The sequence below is a fragment of the Paraburkholderia podalyriae genome, from assembly GCF_014397785.1.
In the GTDB taxonomy this organism is placed as follows: Bacteria; Pseudomonadota; Gammaproteobacteria; order Burkholderiales; family Burkholderiaceae; genus Paraburkholderia; species Paraburkholderia podalyriae.
In genome coordinates this window covers 95,619-113,114 of the sequence record NZ_VZQQ01000002.1, presented here as the reverse complement: position 1 = coordinate 113,114, position 17,496 = coordinate 95,619, and the positions used below count along the sequence as shown (strand labels likewise).

14 protein-coding genes are annotated in these 17,496 nt (G+C 63.1%); 7 read left to right on the top strand and 7 right to left on the bottom strand.

Translation table 11 applies throughout. From position 1 onward, the window contains the following. Positions 1-14 precede the first annotated feature (14 nt). Together F6X42_RS02785 and F6X42_RS02780 are read left to right on the top strand one after the other, a co-directional pair. Positions 15-692 (top strand): heavy metal response regulator transcription factor, encoded by a 678-nt coding sequence (locus F6X42_RS02785; protein WP_187632742.1) that lies wholly within the window; start codon positions 15-17, stop codon positions 690-692. Then, positions 692-2,152 carry a heavy metal sensor histidine kinase gene (locus F6X42_RS02780; protein WP_187632741.1) on the top strand — a complete coding sequence of 487 codons (1,461 nt, stop codon included), beginning with the start codon at positions 692-694 and terminating at the stop codon, positions 2,150-2,152. Before F6X42_RS02785 ends, F6X42_RS02780 begins: the two co-directional genes overlap by 1 nt. 16 nt (positions 2,153-2,168) lie before the next feature. Here the strand turns inward: F6X42_RS02780 and F6X42_RS02775 are convergent, their stop codons facing one another. The 4 genes from F6X42_RS02775 to F6X42_RS02760 form a co-directional block, all read right to left on the bottom strand. Beyond that, positions 2,169-3,623: an efflux transporter outer membrane subunit gene (locus F6X42_RS02775; protein WP_187632740.1), complete on the bottom strand. Its 1,455-nt coding sequence runs from the start codon at positions 3,621-3,623 to the stop codon at positions 2,169-2,171. 27 nt (positions 3,624-3,650) lie between these two features. Next, entirely contained in the window at positions 3,651-4,937 is a 1,287-nt protein-coding gene (locus F6X42_RS02770; protein WP_187632739.1) for an efflux RND transporter periplasmic adaptor subunit, read from the bottom strand. A 19-nt stretch (positions 4,938-4,956) separates the two neighbouring features. Further along, a complete protein-coding gene (locus tag F6X42_RS02765; RefSeq protein ID WP_187632738.1) occupies positions 4,957-8,196 on the bottom strand; it encodes an efflux RND transporter permease subunit in 3,240 nt (1,079 codons plus the stop codon). A gap of 277 nt (positions 8,197-8,473) precedes the next feature. Continuing rightward, complete coding sequence (locus F6X42_RS02760; RefSeq protein WP_187632737.1) at positions 8,474-8,929, bottom strand: winged helix-turn-helix transcriptional regulator; 456 nt, start codon at positions 8,927-8,929, stop codon at positions 8,474-8,476. A 145-nt stretch (positions 8,930-9,074) separates the two neighbouring features. Here F6X42_RS02760 and F6X42_RS02755 point away from each other — a divergent pair, with 145 nt between their 5' ends. The 4 genes from F6X42_RS02755 to F6X42_RS02740 all read left to right on the top strand — a co-directional run bounded on the left by F6X42_RS02755 (position 9,075) and on the right by F6X42_RS02740 (position 13,189). Continuing rightward, positions 9,075-10,073, top strand: coding sequence for an aldo/keto reductase (locus F6X42_RS02755; protein ID WP_184022522.1), 999 nt, complete (start codon positions 9,075-9,077; stop codon positions 10,071-10,073). A 16-nt stretch (positions 10,074-10,089) separates the two neighbouring features. Next, entirely contained in the window at positions 10,090-10,401 is a 312-nt protein-coding gene (locus F6X42_RS02750) for a high-potential iron-sulfur protein (protein ID WP_187632736.1), read from the top strand. Between the two features lie 71 nt (positions 10,402-10,472). Beyond that, the gene (locus tag F6X42_RS02745) at positions 10,473-10,925 is read left to right on the top strand and encodes a (2Fe-2S)-binding protein (protein WP_026226223.1); all 453 of its coding nucleotides are present in this window, start codon (positions 10,473-10,475) and stop codon (positions 10,923-10,925) included. Beyond that, positions 10,925-13,189 (top strand): xanthine dehydrogenase family protein molybdopterin-binding subunit, encoded by a 2,265-nt coding sequence (locus tag F6X42_RS02740; RefSeq protein ID WP_187632735.1) that lies wholly within the window; start codon positions 10,925-10,927, stop codon positions 13,187-13,189. The genes F6X42_RS02745 and F6X42_RS02740 overlap by 1 nt, the downstream gene beginning before the upstream one ends. 165 nt (positions 13,190-13,354) lie before the next feature. Here the strand turns inward: F6X42_RS02740 and F6X42_RS02735 are convergent, their stop codons facing one another. Then, positions 13,355-14,521, bottom strand: coding sequence for an EAL domain-containing protein (locus F6X42_RS02735; RefSeq protein WP_187632734.1), 1,167 nt, complete (start codon positions 14,519-14,521; stop codon positions 13,355-13,357). Between the two features lie 242 nt (positions 14,522-14,763). Here F6X42_RS02735 and F6X42_RS02730 point away from each other — a divergent pair, with 242 nt between their 5' ends. Continuing rightward, positions 14,764-14,943: a hypothetical protein gene (locus tag F6X42_RS02730; RefSeq protein ID WP_027196133.1), complete on the top strand. Its 180-nt coding sequence runs from the start codon at positions 14,764-14,766 to the stop codon at positions 14,941-14,943. Between the two features lie 20 nt (positions 14,944-14,963). Here the strand turns inward: F6X42_RS02730 and F6X42_RS02725 are convergent, their stop codons facing one another. Then, positions 14,964-15,578 (bottom strand): ankyrin repeat domain-containing protein, encoded by a 615-nt coding sequence (locus F6X42_RS02725; protein ID WP_222945462.1) that lies wholly within the window; start codon positions 15,576-15,578, stop codon positions 14,964-14,966. A 76-nt stretch (positions 15,579-15,654) separates the two neighbouring features. Continuing rightward, complete coding sequence (locus tag F6X42_RS02720) at positions 15,655-17,109, bottom strand: catalase (RefSeq protein WP_187632732.1); 1,455 nt, start codon at positions 17,107-17,109, stop codon at positions 15,655-15,657. Positions 17,110-17,496 lie beyond the last annotated feature (387 nt).

Below are 17,496 nucleotides of genomic sequence, written 5' to 3'. Positions count from 1 at the left end.
AAGCGGAGCAACCGATGCGAATCCTGGTGATCGAGGACGAGCCAAAAACAGCGGCCTATCTGAAGAAAGGTCTGGAGGAATCCGGCTACGCGGTCGACGTCGCGAACGATGGCCCGCAAGGGCTGATCCTCGCGCAGGAAGAAGAATACGACGTGATCGTGCTCGACGTGATGCTGCCCGGCATGGACGGCTGGACTGTCGTCAAGACGTTGCGCAGCACGCGCGCCACGCCGGTGCTGTTTCTCACCGCGCGCGACGACATCGACGACCGCGTGCGCGGCCTGGAGCTCGGTGCGGACGATTACCTCGTCAAACCTTTTGCGTTCGTCGAACTGCTGGCGCGCGTGCGTACGCTGGCGCGCCGTGGGCCGCCGCGCGAAAGCGAACTGGTCAAGGTGGGCGACCTGGAGATGGATGTGTACCGCCGCCGCGTCAAGCGGGGCGGCACGCGCATCGATCTCACGCCACGTGAATTCTCGTTGCTGCAACTGCTCGCGCGGCGTCAGGGTGAAGTGCTGAGCCGCACGCAGATCGCGTCGTATGTGTGGGACATGAATTTCGATAGCGACACCAATGTGGTCGAGGTGGCGATTCGCCGGCTGCGCACCAAGATCGACGACAACTTTCCCATCAAGCTGATTCACACGGTGCGCGGCGTCGGCTATGTGCTCGAACTGAAGGACACGGCCTGATGCGCGTCAACTCGCTTGCCGCGACGCTCGCGCTTGCCTTCGGCGCCACGACGCTGGCGGTTTTCGTGCTGGTCGGCAGCTTTCTGTATCTCGCGCTCGAAAAGCAGATCAAGGCGCAGGACAATCTCGACATCGTGCTTGCCGCGCGCCACGCACGGCGGCTTGCGGAAGAGTTGGAGACGTCGAAGGGCATTCGCGAGCATAGCGACCGTTTGATCAGCATCGTGCTCGGCAACCAGGCCATGTCGATGGAAGTGTTCGATCCCGATGGCAACCGGGCAGTCGAACACAACATCGGCGGGACTTTTGCCGTGCCCAATGTGGCGAGCGGCGCGGCGACGCTCGCCGCGTTGCCGGCGCTCGCGCGCGTTGCGGCTTCGGCGCGTATCACCGAGGCTGATATCGGCGAGTGGACCGGCCGCAACGGCGCGCCGATTCGCGGCATTCTCACCGACGCGCGGCTGCGTGACGGCGAAACGGCGAGCGTGCTGGTGGCGCGCAACATGAGCGACCGCTGGCTGCTGCTGGACGGTTACCGCGACAGGCTTCACCTGGCGGGCGTAGCCGGCGTGATGCTGGCGATGCTGCTCGGTTATCTGCTAATCCGCGCCGCGCTGCGGCCGTTGCGCGACATCGCGGCTAGCGCGAGCCTGGTCACGGTGAATCGCCTCAATACGCGGATCGCGGTGGCGCGTGTGCCGAGCGAACTCGAGACGCTGGTGGCGTCGCTGAACGCCATGCTCGAGCGCGTCGACCACGGGTTTCAGCGTTTGTCGCGTTTCACCGCCGACCTCGCGCACGACATGCGCACGCCGCTCAGCAACATGCGCGGCGCCGCCGAAGTGGCGCTCGCCCGGCCGCGTTCCGTCGATGAATACCAGTCGCTGCTCGCCTCGAATCTGGAAGAGTGCGACCGGCTGTCGAGAATGATCGAGAACGTGCTGTTTCTGGCGCGCGCTGAACATCCGCAGTTCGTCAAGCACATGCGTGAGTTCGATGCGGCGCGAGAGTTGCGCCATATCGCCGAGTACTTCGAAGGGATTGCCGAAGAGGCGCTAGTGCGTGTGCGGGTCAGCGGCACGGCCAGCTTGACGGCGGATCTCGAACTGTTTCGCCGCGCGGTGAGCAATCTGCTGGCCAATGCCATTCGTTATACGCCGCAAGGCGGCGAGATCGTGCTGGACGCGAGCGCATCGGCCGACGCGGTGCGGGTGACCGTGTCGAATGAAGGGCAGCCTATTGCCGCCGAACATCTCGATCGGATCTTCGACCGCTTCTATCGCATCGATCCATCACGCAGCTCGCTGCCGTCATCGGGCTCGTCGCGAGGCTCGACGGGATCGACGGGACTCGGGCTTGCCATCGTGCGCACGATCATGGAGTTGCACGGCGGCTCGGTGCATGCGCAGAGCGATGCACGGAGTACGCGCTTTGTGCTGGTATTTCGGCGGGGCGGGTGAAGGGTATCCAGGGGGCTTACACAGACCCGGCCGCACGCTTGCCCTCACCCCACGTCCCACCCAACGCCTTCAACAGCAACACACTCGACTCCAACCGCCGTGCGGCGATCTGATCGGCGACACGCTGATTCGTCAACGCAATCGTCTGCGCCGTGACCACGTCGAGATAGCTGACCGCGCCCGCGTTGAAACGGTTCGTCGTGAGCCGCAACGACAGTTCAGCGGCCGTGGTAGCGCGCTGCTGGCTGGCGGCTTCGTCGGCAAGGGAATGCAAGGCGGACAGATTGTCCTCGACCTGCTGGAACGCCACCAGCACCGACTGGCGATAGTCCGCGACCGCGCCGTCGTATTGCGCCGTCGCGCCGTGCAGGGTGGCGCGGCGCTTGCCGCCGTCGAACAGCGTGCCGGCCAGTTGCGGGCCGAGCGACCAGAACAGACTCGGCGCACTCAGCCAGGGTGCGAAAAAGGTACTTTCCAGTCCCGCGCTCGCCGACAGCACCAGATCCGGGAAGAACGCCGCCTGCGCGGCGCCAATCTGCGCATTGGCCGACGCCACGCGCCGTTCGGCGGCGGCGATGTCGGGGCGACGCTCCAGCAATTGAGACGGCAAGCCGACCGGAATCGCGGGCGGTGTGACAGCCGAGCCGTTCGGCGGCAGCGCGAAGCTCGAAGCCGGCTCGCCGGTCAGCGTGGCAATCGCATGCTGCAGTTGTGCGCGGGTCACGTCGATGTCGGTGTCCTGCGTGCGCGTCGCTTCGAGTTGCGTCGTGGCCTGGGCGACCGCGGACGCATCGATCGCACCGTTTTGCAGTTGCTGCTGCAGCAGTTTCAACGCGGCCGCGTAGGCGCTCACGCTGTCGTCGAGCAGCTTCTTCTGCGTGTCGAGCGAGCGCAGGGAGAAATAGTCGGCGGCGAGATCCGCGCTCATCGACAGGCGCACGCCTTCGAGGTCGGCTTCGCTCGCCTGGGCGTCGGCCTGCGCGCCGTTCACGCTATCGCGCACGCGTCCGAACAGATCCGGCTCCCAGCTCGCCGACACGCCCGCCGAATAGTCCGGCACGGTCTTGCCCGCGAGCGATTTGCCTTCGACATTCTGCGAGGTCCGCGAGCGATCCTGCGCGACCCCAGCGGTAATCGTCGGGAAAAAGCCGGCGCGCTGATAGTCCACCATCGACCGCGCCTGCTGGAGCTGCGCGACCGCCTTGCGCACGGTCTGGTTCGACACGTCGATACGCGCTTCGAGTTGATTCAGCACCGGATCGTTGAAGATCGTCCACCATGGGCCGCGCGGCGTGGCGTCAGCCGGTGCGGCCTGCGCCCAGCCGGGTGCGGCGCCCGCATATTGCGCGGGAATCTCGGCGCTCGGGCGCTGATAGGAGGGCAAGGTCGAGCACGCGCTGAGCAGCGCGCCGATCATCCCGGCCACCAACGTGCGGCGCTGCACCGGCCGTGAAAGAGACAGGGAAACCATCAGTGAATCCTTTCTGTGACGATGCACTTAGCCAGGCATGGCCGGCGCGATCTGCACGATCTGGCCGGTGTTCAGCGAATCGCCGGGGTTGTCGATCACGCGGTCGGTGGCGGCGAGGCCTGCGGTGATTTCCACGTGCGTGCCGAAATCGCGGCCGATATGCACGGTCTTGAGCAGCGCACGGCCGTTGCTATCGACCACGGCGACCGTCACGCCGTCCGGCCGGAACAGCAAGGCGCTGACCGGCAGGTCGAGCGCCGGCATGGTCGATCGCAATTGCAGATGCACCTGCGTGTAAGCGCCGGGCATCAGCGCGCCATCCTTGTTGTCGACGTCGATCTCGACGCGCAGCGTGCGGCTCGACGGATCGATCGAATCGGTGCTGCGCGCCACCTTCGCGGCGATGCGGCGGCCCGGATACTGCTGGGCGGTGAGATACACGCCGGTCGCCGGCGTGACATACGGCGCGTCGTTCTGCGGCACATCGACGAAGACCCGCAGCACGCCGGTCTGCTGGATGTGGAACAGCTCGCCCGACATGCCCGCGGTGCCCGGCGTGCCGCCCGCCGTAACCAGCGCGCCGACGTCGACGTTGCGCGCCGTGATCACGCCGTCGAACGGCGCGGTGATCTTCTCGTATGAGACAAGCTCGGCCAGATGCGCGACGTTGGCCTGCGTCGACGCGAGCATCGCGCGGCGCGCTTCCATGTCGCTGACCTTGGTGTCGGCGTCCTGCTGCGCGACCGATTGTGTCTTCAGCATGGCCTGCCAGCGCTGCGCGGTAGTCTTCGCGAAGTCGAAGTTGGCCTGCGCGGTGGCTTCGTCGGCACGGGCCTGGCGCAATTGCGCATCCAGTTCGGGGGCTTCGATGGTCGCGAGCGTCTGACCGCTTTTCACCTGTGCACCGATGTCGGTGTTCCAGTGCGCGAGGTAGCCGCTCGTGCGCGCGTAGATCGATGCTTCCGCGAACGGCGTAACCGCGCCGGGCAGCAGCAGTTCGTGGACGGCCGGCGCGGCGCGCGGTGTGACGACCGAGACATTGAGCATGCTTTGCGCCTGCGTCTGTTGCGTGAGCGAGGCGCGTGCATCGAGACGCGGCACGATGCCGACGATCAGCAACGCCGCGGCAAGTCCGGTCAACGCAAGCGGCCAGAGGCGGCGGCGCGCGTTCATCCTGGCGGCCGCTGCCGGCGTGGCGCCGGCATGCCGGGTTTCCTTGGCGCTATGCAAACGCGCGGTGTCGGCGGTCTCCGCCGTCTCGGCGGACGCTTCGGAGCGCGCGCCAAGGTCGGGCGGAAGGGATGAATCGTTCATGGGCGAGGTCTCGTCGGAATCAATGAGTGCGGGCGGGAACGCCGGATTCTTGCCTGTCGATGCGCGCCGCGCGGCGTTTGTCGAGCCATGCATGCACCATCCCGTAGACGACCGGGACGAACAGCAAGGTCGACACCGTGCCGAGCGCGAGGCCGCCGATCACGGCGCGTCCGAGCGGCGCGTTCTGTTCGCCACCATCGCCGAGGCCGAGCGCCATCGGCAGCATCCCGATCAGCATGGCGAGCGCGGTCATCAGCACTGGACGGAAGCGGCTGAAACCGGCTTCGAGCGCGGCCCGCAGCGGCGGCTTACCGCCGTGGTGAAATTCGCGCGCGGTGTTGATCACGAGAATGCTGTTGGCCGTGGCGATGCCGATGCACAGAATCGTCCCGGTGAGTGCCGGCACGCTCAGGCGAGTGCCGGTGCTGAACAGCATCCATGCGATGCCCGCGAGCGAGCCCGGCAAGCCGCTGATGATGATGAACGGGTCGAGCCACGACTGGAAATTGACGACCATCAGCAGGTAGACCAGGGCGATCGCAAACACGAGGCCACTCGCAAGACCGCTGAACGAGTCGTGCATCGCCTGCACCTGGCCGCGCATGACGATCGACGCGCCAGGCGGCAATTGCGGTCGGATCTGATCGACGAGCCGGGTGACGTCCGCTGCCACGCCGCCGAGGTCGCGTCCTTGCGTCGACGCGAAAATGTCGAGCACCGGCTGCACGTTGTAGTGCGAGACGACGGCTTGCTGGGTGACGCGTGTCAGTGTGCTCAATGCGCCGAGCAGGTTTTGCGGCGCCGGACCGCCCGTGTTTGCGGCCGTGGTCATCACGCCGGACCCGGTGCCTCCGGTTTGCGCGACCGGAATGTTGGCGAGCGCCTGCAACGAGTTGATGTCGTACTGCGGCATCATCGCCATCAGCGGATAGCTCACGCCGTTGTGCGGATCGAGCCAGAAATTCGGCGTGGTCTGCGAACTGCCGGACAGCGCGATCAGCAGGTTCTGCGACACGTCGCGTTGCAGCAGGCCGGCCTGAATCGCGCGGGTACGATCGACGTTGACGTTGATCGCGGGGGCATCGCCGGGCTGCTGGATACGCGCATCGACGAGACCGCGCACGCCGCGCAGTTGCGCGAGCAGGCGGTTCGCCACGACGCGGTTGGCGTCGAGCCGGTTGCCGACGATCTGGATATCGATCGGCGCGGGCAGCCCGAAGTTGAGTATCTGGCTGACGATGTCGGCGGGCAGAAAGGCGAACGTGACACCAGGGAAGTCCTTGGCGAGCGTCGTGCGCAGTCTTGCCACATATTGAGCGGTCGGTTTGTGCTTCGCCGCGAGTGTGATCATCACGTCGGCGTCTTCCGGGCCGATCGGGTCCGATGAGTCGTAGGTCAGATTGATCCCGCTCACCGGCACGCCGATATTGTCGAGCATCGCCGAGAGTTCCTGCTTCGGAATCATGCTGCGCACACGCGCTTCGACTTCATCGGTGAGGCGCGCGGTGTCTTCGATCCGCGTGCCGGTCGGCGCACGCAGATGCAGGCGGATCTCGCCAGTATCGACGGCGGGGAAAAAATCGCGGCCCGCAAACGGCACCAGCGTGAGCGAGCCGATGCATAACAGCAGGAAGATCGCGATGAACCGCCGCGGACTCGCTATCGCCGCGCCGAGCACGCCGCGATAGCGTTCGCGCAGCCGCTCGAAGCGATGTTCGAAGGCGGCCTGAAAGCGGATCAGGCGCGCAATCGGTCCATTGCCCGCCACCAGCGCGTTGCTGCGTGCGCGCATCAGGTACATCGCGAGCGTCGGCACCAGGGTGCGCGAGAAAAAGTACGACGCGATCATGGCGAACACCACCGCCTCGGCGAGCGGCACGAACAGATAGCGCGCCACGCCTGAGAGCAGAAACATCGGCACGAACACGATGCAGATCGACAGCGTCGATACGAACGTCGGCACCGCGATTTCGCCGGAACCGTTCAGGATCGCGTCGTGCAGCGGCTCGCCGTTCTCCAGATGATGCGTGATGTTTTCGATGGCGACCGTGGCGTCGTCGACGAGAATCCCAACGGCGAGCGCGAGGCCGCCAAGCGTCATGATGTTGATGGTCTGGCCAAGCGCGGACAGCGCGATCAGCGAGGTCAGCACCGCGAGCGGAATCGACACCGCGATGATCAGCGTGGCGCGCCAACTGCCGAGAAAAAGCAGGATCATCAACGCGGTGAGGGCGGCGGCGATCAGCGCTTCGCGCGCCACGCCCACGACGGCCGACTTCACGAACACCGATTGATCCGACAGTGCGGTGACGTGCAGCGCGCTCGGCAAGACGGCCACGATATGCGGCAGCATCGCCTTGACCTGCTGGATGATGGTGAGCGTCGACGCGCTGCCGGACTTTTCGATGGTCAGAAGCGCGGCGCGTTTGCCGTCGCTGCGCACGATGTTGGTTTGCGGCGCGTAGCCATCGCGCACCTGGGCGACGTCGCGCACATACACCACGCCGCCCGCCACCGTCTTGATGGGCAGATCGTTGAGCGCGGCTACGGTGTCCGTGCTGCCGTTCATCTGCACGTTGTATTCCTTCGTGCCGATCTTCGCGGTGCCGCCCGGCAGGATCAGGTTCTGCGCGTTGACGGCATTGACCACGTCGATCGGCGCGAGGCCTTTGGCTTGCAATGCGCGCGGGTCGATATCGACCATGATCTGCCGGACCTTGCCGCCGAACGGCAGCGGCACCGACGCGCCTTGTACCGTCGCCAGTTGCGTGCGGATCTGGCTGTTGCCGAGGTCGTAGAGCTGCTGTTCGGAGAGCGTGTCGCTGGAGAGGCCGAGTTGCAGGATCGGCACCGTCGACGCGTTATAGGTAATGATGTTGGGCGGCAGCGTGCCGGGCGGCAGCACGCGCAGGATCGATGCGGAGTTCGACGCTGCCTCGGCGATCGCGCGATTGATGTCCGCGCCCGGATGGAAAAAGATCTTCACCACCGAGACGCCGTTCAGCGATTGCGACTCGATATGCTCGATGTCGTCGACGTCCGAGCTCAGCGCGCGCTCGTAATTCGACGTGATGCGATTGGCCATGTCCTGGGCGGAAAAGCCGTTGTACGTCCAGACGATGCTGACCACCGGGATATCGATGTTCGGGAAGATATCGGTCGGCGTGCGCAGTATCGCAAGCGGGCCGACGATAAGGATCAGCACCGCAAGGACCACGAAGGTATAAGGGCGGCGCAGCGCGAGCCGGACAATCCACATGACGGGTTCCTGAAATGAGGCCATGAAGGCACGGCGTTCCCGCGCTGTCAGAGCGCGTGACGCGGGCTTCTCGACTCAGGAGTCTGATGGTGGAGCCCTTACGGGGCGCGGTCGGCTGGATTACCGTTCCGTTATGTGGGCGTCGATTCGAGCTTGCGGTGACGTGAGGACTCACGCGCGATCTATCGATCGTGGCCGGCCTCGCGTCTCTCGAGACGGTTCAGGAAGACACCGGCGACTCGACCACCCATGGCAAGCGCGCTGCCAACGCGTTCGGCTATTCCAGGCGGGTTTCCGAGCCGGACCCCGCGTCCCGGTTCGAAGGCGCGCGATCGGTACGCTTTTCGCCGAGATCGAATTGCCGTCGCGCCGATTCCATTTCCGTCATATGCGCTTCCACCCAGTCCCAGATCCCACAGATCTTGTCGAGCAGACTGCGTCCTAGCGGCGTCAACTGATAGTCGACACGAGGCGGTATCACGGGATGCACATAGCGCGTGACGAGACCGTCGCGCTCGAGTTGCCGCAAGGTCTTCGTGAGCATCTTCTGACTGACGCCCCCCACCTCGTCGCGTAGCCGCGAGAAACGCATCTCGCCATGGGTGCCCAGCGCGTCGATCACGAGGATCGTCCACTTGTCGGCGATCTGCTCGATGACGTTGCGCGCGAGGTCATCGGTTTTCTTCTGTGGGTTCTCGGCGGCGTGAGGGCCGTCGTAGCAATTTGTTTCCATGGGGAAAGTATGGAACCTTCAGGTGCCTTCTTGTGATCGCCGGATGCGGCTGAAATAATCGACTCGCCTGCCCGTCCTTTGGGCACGTCGCATTTTCTCGGACCGCATTCGACATGGATGCGGCGCTTTAACCAGAGAGCATCGCATGACTATTGAAACAATTGAAGTTGAGGGTTTATCGACGCCTGTATCGCGTATCGGCCTGGGCACGTGGGCGATCGGCGGATGGATGTGGGGCGGCACGGATGAGAAGGACTCGATTGCGGTGATCCGCCGGGCGCTCGACAGCGGCGTGAACCTTATCGACACGGCGCCGGCGTACGGCTTCGGCGCGTCGGAGGAAATCGTCGGCAAAGCGCTGGCCGATGGATATCGCCATAAGGCAGTCATCGCGACTAAAGTCGCTCTCGAATGGCAGGACGGCAAGGTATTTCGCAATGCTTCGCCGGAGCGTATTCGTCATGAAGTAGAGGATACACTTCGGCGCTTGCGGACAGATTACATCGATCTGTACCAGGTTCACTGGCCCGATCCGCTCGTGCCAATCGAAGAGACGGCCGCGGTGCTGGACGACCTGCGCAAGGAAGGCAAGGTTCGCGCGCTCGGCGTCAGCAATTTCTCTGCGGCGCAAATGGACGCGTTCCGTCGCGTGGCGCCGCTGTCCACCACCCAGCCGCCTTATAACCTGTTTGAACGCGACATCGACCGCGACGTGCTGCCTTATGTGAAACAGCATGGGCTGGTTGCACTCGCCTATGGCGCACTGTGCCGCGGATTGCTGGCGGGGCGCATCGGCGCCGACACGCGTTTCGAGGGCGACGATCTGCGTCAACATGACCCGAAGTTCCGTGCGCCGCGTCGTCAGCAGTATGTCGACGCTGTGAAAGCACTGAACGTCTTCGCGCGCGATAACTTCGACAAGTCGGTGCTTGCGCTTGCCGTGCGCTGGGTGCTGGACCGCGGCCCGACGATCGCGCTGTGGGGTGCGCGCCGTCCGTCGCAACTGGACGGACTCGAAGCCGCGTTCGGCTGGCGACTCGACGACAAGGCCTTCGCGCAAATCGACGCGATCGTCTCGCAATTCGTCAAGGACCCGGTAGGCCCGGAGTTTATGGCGCCGCCGCAACGTGTTCTGGTGTCGTGAAAGGAGTGTATTGAACATGCGAACCAATCGACGAAATTTCATTGTGCATACCGTTGGCGCCGCGGCGCTGGCAATGACCGGCGGCACGGCGTGGGCCGCGCCCACGCAGCTTCAGGAAAGCGATCCGGCCGCGCAGGCGCTCGGCTACCGGACCGACGCATCGCGCGTCGATCACGCGAAATATCCGCGCTTCAGCGCCACCCAGCGCTGCTCGAATTGCCAGTTCTATCAGGGCAAGCCAGCCGACACGAGCGCGCTTTGCGCGCTGTTCGGTGCGAAGCAGGTGAGCGGCGCGGGATGGTGCAACGCCTATCAGGCGAGAGCCTGACCGGTTTGTGCGGATAAAGCGATACGGCGCATGACGACTTCGGGCCGTTCGCGTCGACTACGAGGAATCAGATGATGGAACTCATTGTGAACGGCGTGCATCACAACGTCGATGCGGATGCGAATATGCCGCTGCTGTGGGCAGTCCGTGATCTGCTCGGGCTGCACGGTACCAAGTTCGGTTGCGGGGTCGGTGCGTGCGGCGCATGCACGGTCCATCTGGACGGTGTCGCTGTGCGTTCGTGTGTGACCGCACTGGCGGATGTTCAGGGCAAGCCCGTAACGACCATCGAGGGACTCGGCAAAGGCGGCGATCACCCGGTGCAGCGCGCGTGGAAAGCCGCCAATGTGCCGCAGTGCGGTTACTGCCAGCCTGGACAGATCATGCAGGCCGCGTCGTTGCTCAAGCAGACGCCGAAGCCGAGTGACGAGCAGATCGTCGAAGCGATGTCCGGCAATGTTTGCCGCTGTGGCACCTATCAACGCATCAAGGCCGCCATCAAGGCGGCAGCGTCGGAGGCGTGATGGGCGAAATCGTCAATCTGAGTCGGCGCGGGGTGTTGAAAGGGACCTTGGCGGGTGGGGTTGTGCTGGGCTTGCAGATCGGCGGCGCGGGCACCGCGCTCGCGGCGAGCGTGCTGTCATCCGCGAATGGCGCTAAAGCGGCTTTCGCACCGAACGTGTACGTCTCGGTCGCGCCGTCCGGCGAGATCATTCTGGTCGTGCATCGTTCGGAGATGGGGACCGGTATCCGCACCAGCCTCGCGATGATTCTTGCCGACGAACTCGATGCCGACTGGAACGCCGTCAAGGTCGTGCAGGCACAAGGCGATGCGAAGTATGGCGACCAGAATACCGATGGCTCGCGCAGCATCCGCCAGTTCTTCCAGCCATTGCGCGAAGCAGGTGGCACGGCCCGGCAGATGCTCGTGGCGGCGGCCGCAGTGCAATGGCGCGTGGCGCCGGCGACCTGCCACACCGAGCCGGGTCATGTCGTGCATGCGGCGAGCGGGCGGCGCGTGGCCTACGGCGCGCTCGCAACGGCGGCGGCGCGTCAGCCGGTGCCGGGCCGTGACACGCTGCATCTGAAAGACGAGGGTACCTGGCGCTATATCGGCAAGTCGCTGCCGATCGTCGATCTCGACGACATCGTCCACGGCCGGGCGACATACGGTATCGATGTCGTATTGCCCCGAATGACGTACGCGTCGATCGAACGTTCGGCGGTCTATGGCGCGACGCTCAAGAGCGTCGATTCGACGGAAACGATGAAAGTGCCCGGCGTGCTGCATGTGGTGCGCATTCCCGCTGCGCCGTTGCCCGCCGGATTCCAGCCGCTGGGCGGCATCGCGGTGGTGGCAACCAGCACTTGGGCCGCGATGCAAGGGCGGCGGAAATTGAGGCTCGACTGGGACCTTGGGCCGAATGCCTCGTATGACAGTCAGGCTTATCGCAAGGCGCTCGAGGACACCGCGCGGCAGCCGGGCAAAATCGTTCGCAACAACGGCGACACAGCGGCTGCGCTAAAGAGCGCCGCCCACCATGTCTCGGCGGACTACTACGTGCCGCACCTGGCACATGCGGCGATGGAGCCGCTCGCCGCGACCGCGTCCTATGCGAACGGTGCGGTTGAAGTCTGGACCGCGACGCAGAATCCGCAGCAGGCTCGCACGACCGTGGCACAGGTGCTCGGCGTGCAGGAGCCGGCCGTGACGATCAATGTCACGTTATTGGGCGGCGGCTTCGGCCGCAAGTCCAAGCCTGACTACGTGGCCGAGGCGGCATTCCTGTCACGCGAGGTCGGCGCGCCCGTGAAGCTCACGTGGACTCGCGAAGACGATGTGCACAACGACTATTTCCATGCGGTGTGCGCCCAGCACATGGAAGGCGGGCTCGATGCGCAAGGCAAGTCGGTCGCGTGGTTGCACCGCACGGTGTTTCCGTCCATCAGTTCGACATTCAAGGCCGATGTCCGCTATGGGGCGGCGGGGGAATTGGGGCAGGGCGTGACCGATATGCCCTACGACATCGCCAACGTGCGGTGTGAGAACGGCGCCGCCTCCGCACACACGCGCATCGGCTGGTATCGATCGGTGTACAACATTCCCCACGGCTTCGCGTTAGGGTCGTTCGTCGATGAGCTTGCGGCGGCCGCGCGGCAGGATCCGGTGCAGCACCTGCTCACGCTGCTCGGCACGCCGCGGCATGTCGATCTGCATGCACTGGGGGTCGATTACCCGAACTACGGCGCGTCGATCGACGAGTACCCGATCGACACCGCCCGCTATGCGGCCGTGGTTCGCGCGGTCGCTGTCCGCTCCGGGTGGTCGACCGCATTGCCGGCGCGGCATGGGCGCGGGATTGCGGTACATCGCAGCTTCCTGAGTTATGTGGCCGCGGTAGCGCATGTGCAGGTGGCCGACGACGGTTCGGTGCGTGTGACACGCGTCGATCTGGCCGTCGACTGCGGGCGCATCGTCAATCCCGATCGGGTTGTTGCGCAGTTCGAGGGCGCGGTGGTGATGGCGCTCGGCAACACGTTATACAGTGAACTCACTTTCCGGAACGGTGCGTCGGAGCAATCGAACTTCACGGACTACCAGGTCGCCCGTATCGATTCCGTTCCCGAGACACACGTGTATATCGTGCCGAGCGATGCGCCGCCTGGCGGTGTTGGCGAGCCGGGCGTGCCGCCGACTTCAGCGGCCATCTGCAACGCGATCTTCAATGCGACCGGTCACCGGATTCGTGCGTTACCGGTGGATACGTCGCTGCTGAAACGGACGTAGCGGAAAAATGCAACGGGGTTCGAGCGGCTGCCTACCGTGAGAATGAAATCAGCGTTAAACGATAGAGCTGTCGCGTCAACGGAACGCTGTGCGCGGGCGGCGGTGTTCAGTGCGCTTCGGTGCGCGCCAGTTCTTTCGAAATCGTTTTGCGAACCCGCCGTTGGGTCATCTGCCGCCTGGCAATGACGCAACGGCCGCCGGCTTGCCGTAAAGCCACCCTTGCGCAAGTTCGATGCCGCAGTTCTGCAATGCGTCGTGCTGGGCTGCCGTTTCGACACCTTCAGCAAGCACCTTGCAGCCGAGCTTACAGAGCTGTTCAGCCGACGCGCGAATAGCGGCTGCGAAGGGCGCACCCTTATCGGCATTGCGGATCACGGTAATGCACAGTTTGACGATTTCTGGCTTCAACAGACGGACGGTATCGAGGTCTGCGAACCCGCAGCCCGTGTCGTCCAGGGCCAAGCCAATGCCGATGGTACGCAGGCGTTCGACCGCCTCTCGCAAACCCTCGGCTTCGTTGAGCGGTAAGTGCTCGGTGAGTTCGAACATGACTTCCTGCCGGCCTGCCAACGGCAGTTTTTCCGCGGCAAGGGTCAAGGCATCCGGGCCCAGATTGATGGTCAAAAACTTCCCGGGCGGCAGCTTGCCTTTGGTGCGCTCGAGAGCCAATTCGGCACACAATAATTCCATCTCTACGGCACAGCCGGCCGCATGAGCCGCGTCGAACAGCACGTCCGGGCGTTCAAATGGCGTCCGTTGCGGACCTCTGGAAAGGGCTTCAAAACCCGTCACTGCACCGTCTTTAATGCGCACTATCGGCTGCAACACGGTCTGTATGGAGCGTTCGCGCAGAATTGCTCTCACTCTGGTCGATGAGTTGTCCCGGTCTTTATGTTGTTGTTTCGGTTGGGACCTCGATTGATCTTTCGTCCATTGAAACCAACCCGTTTTGGCATCTCCTGCGACTGCTTCGGAAGGCAAAACGAACACCGACAGATCGCAGTTGATCCGGGCGCCTGTCCCGCCGCCAAAAATAGCAAGTAGCCGCTCGCGAATCAGATGACGCCCTGCCTTTTCTATGGCCTGCGCCGCTTCGCTGGCATCACGCGGCAAGCCTCCCGACAGCACGCGGAAACACGCAGAGCAATTTCCGTCGACATCAGAACGATATCGGTCAATTACCTGATGCTGAGCCAGCAGCCGATTTAGCAAAGCCGTTGCTTCCTCGCCGAACTGAGTGAGAGCCTGTTGAGTCGATTCCTCGCCGAATATGTGGGTCAGACGCGTGATATCTGCAATCCTGATGCTGACTACGGCCGTGATTTCCGTCATTGAAGACAACCCCGTTGTATTCCTTCTTGCTTACGCGCTTCGAATAATCCACATAGGCCTCTGAGCGACGTGTCAACATACCGGCTCCTGCATGTCGCAAATCGGTCCGCAAGATGACATTCGTGTCATCCAGACCCGCAGCACGATTTTCCGCACTTACCAGCGGCTGCGAATTCAATTGGTGAGATCTGCCAAAAATCGGAAGACGTGCTAACGTCTGCGTCTTCAACAAAGGAAAGATCATGAACGTTACGCAAACCGCCGCAAGCGTGGCCATGCAAGTGATGCAGCAGTCCTCGCAGGGCGTTGCCGCGCATACGCCGCAAAGCGGCGCCCTGGCTCTCGTCGAAGCGGAAGCTGCGAGCGCGCCGCCTGTCAGTGCAAACGGCATGGTTGGAAGCATCATCAATACTTTCGCGTGAACGCAGAGCTGCGTAGCGCCTTACTGCGTAGCGCCGACCTGGCGCAGCGCATCGGCTGCGGCGGTATTGTGTTGCGAGATGGCCATTTGCAGCGCGGTGCCGCCGCGTGCGTCGACATGATTGACGTTCGCTCCGTGCGCCACCAGCACCGAGAGCATATCGAGCCGGCCGAACAGCGCAGCAAACGATAGCGCCGTTTCCCCTGCGTTGTTGGTTTGATCGATAGGGCAGCGCGTCTCGAGCAATATTTGCGCAATGTTCGTTTCGCCCTTGAACAGTGCACCCATCAACGCGGTATTGCCGTGCTTGTCGGCGGCGCATGCGTTGGCGTGTGCGGCAAGAAGCGCCCTTAGCGTGTCCGGGTGATTATCGTAGGCGCTAAGAATGAGCGCGGTATATCCCTGAGGCGTTGCGGTTTCGATTGGATAGTGCGCGTCGATCAGCAATTGAACGATATCGGTTCGCCCTTCGCGCGCCGCCGCGAACCAGTCATCGGTGTATGCTCGCGTGTCAACCGTGCCGGAATACGTTGCTGGCCGATAAACGTGCTCCGCACAACTCGCGCTCAGAAGTGCGGCTATCGCTGCCACGGCTGCGTTTCGAACTACACGCCGCGCAGTAGAGAAACCTCGCATGACGTTCTCCGTCGGAAATCGTATTCAGGCAGACGGGGCCTGCTTGCGCAGGCTCCGTCTGCGTTGCCTACTGGCTTCAGTTATCGCCGAGGTGCGACGCCATATCCTGCACACGTGAGAGATCCGCGTGCGTGGCGCGTGCGAGGCGAGTACCGTAATCGGAATCAGCCTTGTAAAAGTACGACAGCATCGTGTACTTATTCGTGTCGTTTGTTACACGGCCCAGATCGCCCGACAATGCCGTGACCAGATCCGCCTTGTTGGCTTCAGACAGCGTCCGGTAGAACTCGCCAGCCTGACGGAAGTCGAGCGTCTTGTGGATCGCCATTTGCTGCGTCGTTCCGCTGAGCGGCGTCTGCACGGACTTGTACCTGGCCTGCTGCGAGATCTCCGCGATGCTGGAGGGCTCGTAGTTCACCTCAGCCTTGCGATCGCCGGAATTCATCGAGCCATCCTGATTATTGTTGTACACAGGCACAACAGGACGGTTGATCGGCAAATCGTTGTAGTTCGGTCCCAGGCGATACATCTGCGTGTCGGCGTATGCGAACAGACGACCCTGCAGCATCCGGTCCTCGGAGGGCTCGATGCCCGGCACGAGGCGGGACGGCGCGAATGCCGACTCTTCAGTGGACTGGAAGTAGTTATCCGGAACCCGGTTGAGCGTCATCGTCCCGACCTTCTGCTCAGGGATCGACGAAGGCCACACCTTCGTGTCGTCAAGCGGATCGAAGTCGAACTTGTTCAGATCCTTCGGCGAAAGGATCTGGATGTACAGATCCCATTGCGGATATGAATGGGCCTTGACCGAGTTGTACAGGTCGTCGGTCATCAGATTCCAGTCGGCGCCGATCGAATGAGGAATATCCTGCGGGCGGATGCCCTCGATGCCCTGACGGCTCTTCCAGTGAAACTTCACGTAGTGAACTTCGCCTTTGGCATTGACGAACTTGAACGCATGGACGCCGAAGCCATCCATGTGACGGTATGAGTCAGGCATTCCCTCGTCGGTGTAGAGGTGCGTCAGCATGCTGGTCGCTTCCGGCGTATGAGCGAAGAAATCGAAGGCCAGATTCGGATCCTGCACGCCCGTCACGGCGGACGGCTTGTTTGCGTGCACGAAGTCCGGGAACTTGATAGCGTCCCGGATGAAGAAGATCGGCCAGTTGATGCCGACGACGTCCCAGTTGCCTTGCTGCGTATAGAACTTCACGGCAAAGCCGCGCGGGTCGCGCGCCTGCTCAGGCGATCCGCGATAGCCCATCACGGTCGAGAAGCGCACGAAGACCGGGGTCTTCGTGCCAGGCGTGAACACTTTGGCGGTGGTCAATGCGCTGATATCGGCGCTCGGCGCGAACTCGCCAAAAATACCCGTGCCGCGCGCATGAACGACGCGCTCCGGGATGCGCTCCCGGTCGAAGCGCTGCAGCTTCTCGATCAGATGCGAGTCCTGCAGCAGTACCGGACCTTCAGGACCGGCGGTCTGTGAGTTCTGGTTGTCGCCGACCGGCGAGCCACTATCGCGCGTCATATCTTCAGCGTACACGGGTTGCGCAGTGACGATTGCGGAGGCGATGGAAAGAATGCTTGCTGCGATTTGTGTCGTGCGTAATTTCACGTTGTGATCCCAGTTCAGGACAGGAGGAAACCAGGCACATCCTATGATTGGGCTTTTCAGAGCGCCAATCTATTTTCTCTATGCTTGCAATAGGAGGTCGGTTCCTTCCAAGGCTAAAAGAGGATGATAAAAATGAAAGGAGCCAAGATTAAATTATGTGGTATGGCTGAATTGGCTTAACAAGAAGTACTGCAAAAAGGCATGACAAAGAGCGGGTTGCAGGATCTCCAGGAGGGGAGCCTGAGCAAGTTATCGACACCGCTCTTCTTCGAAAACAGTCCGTAAATAGCGGGCTAGAGT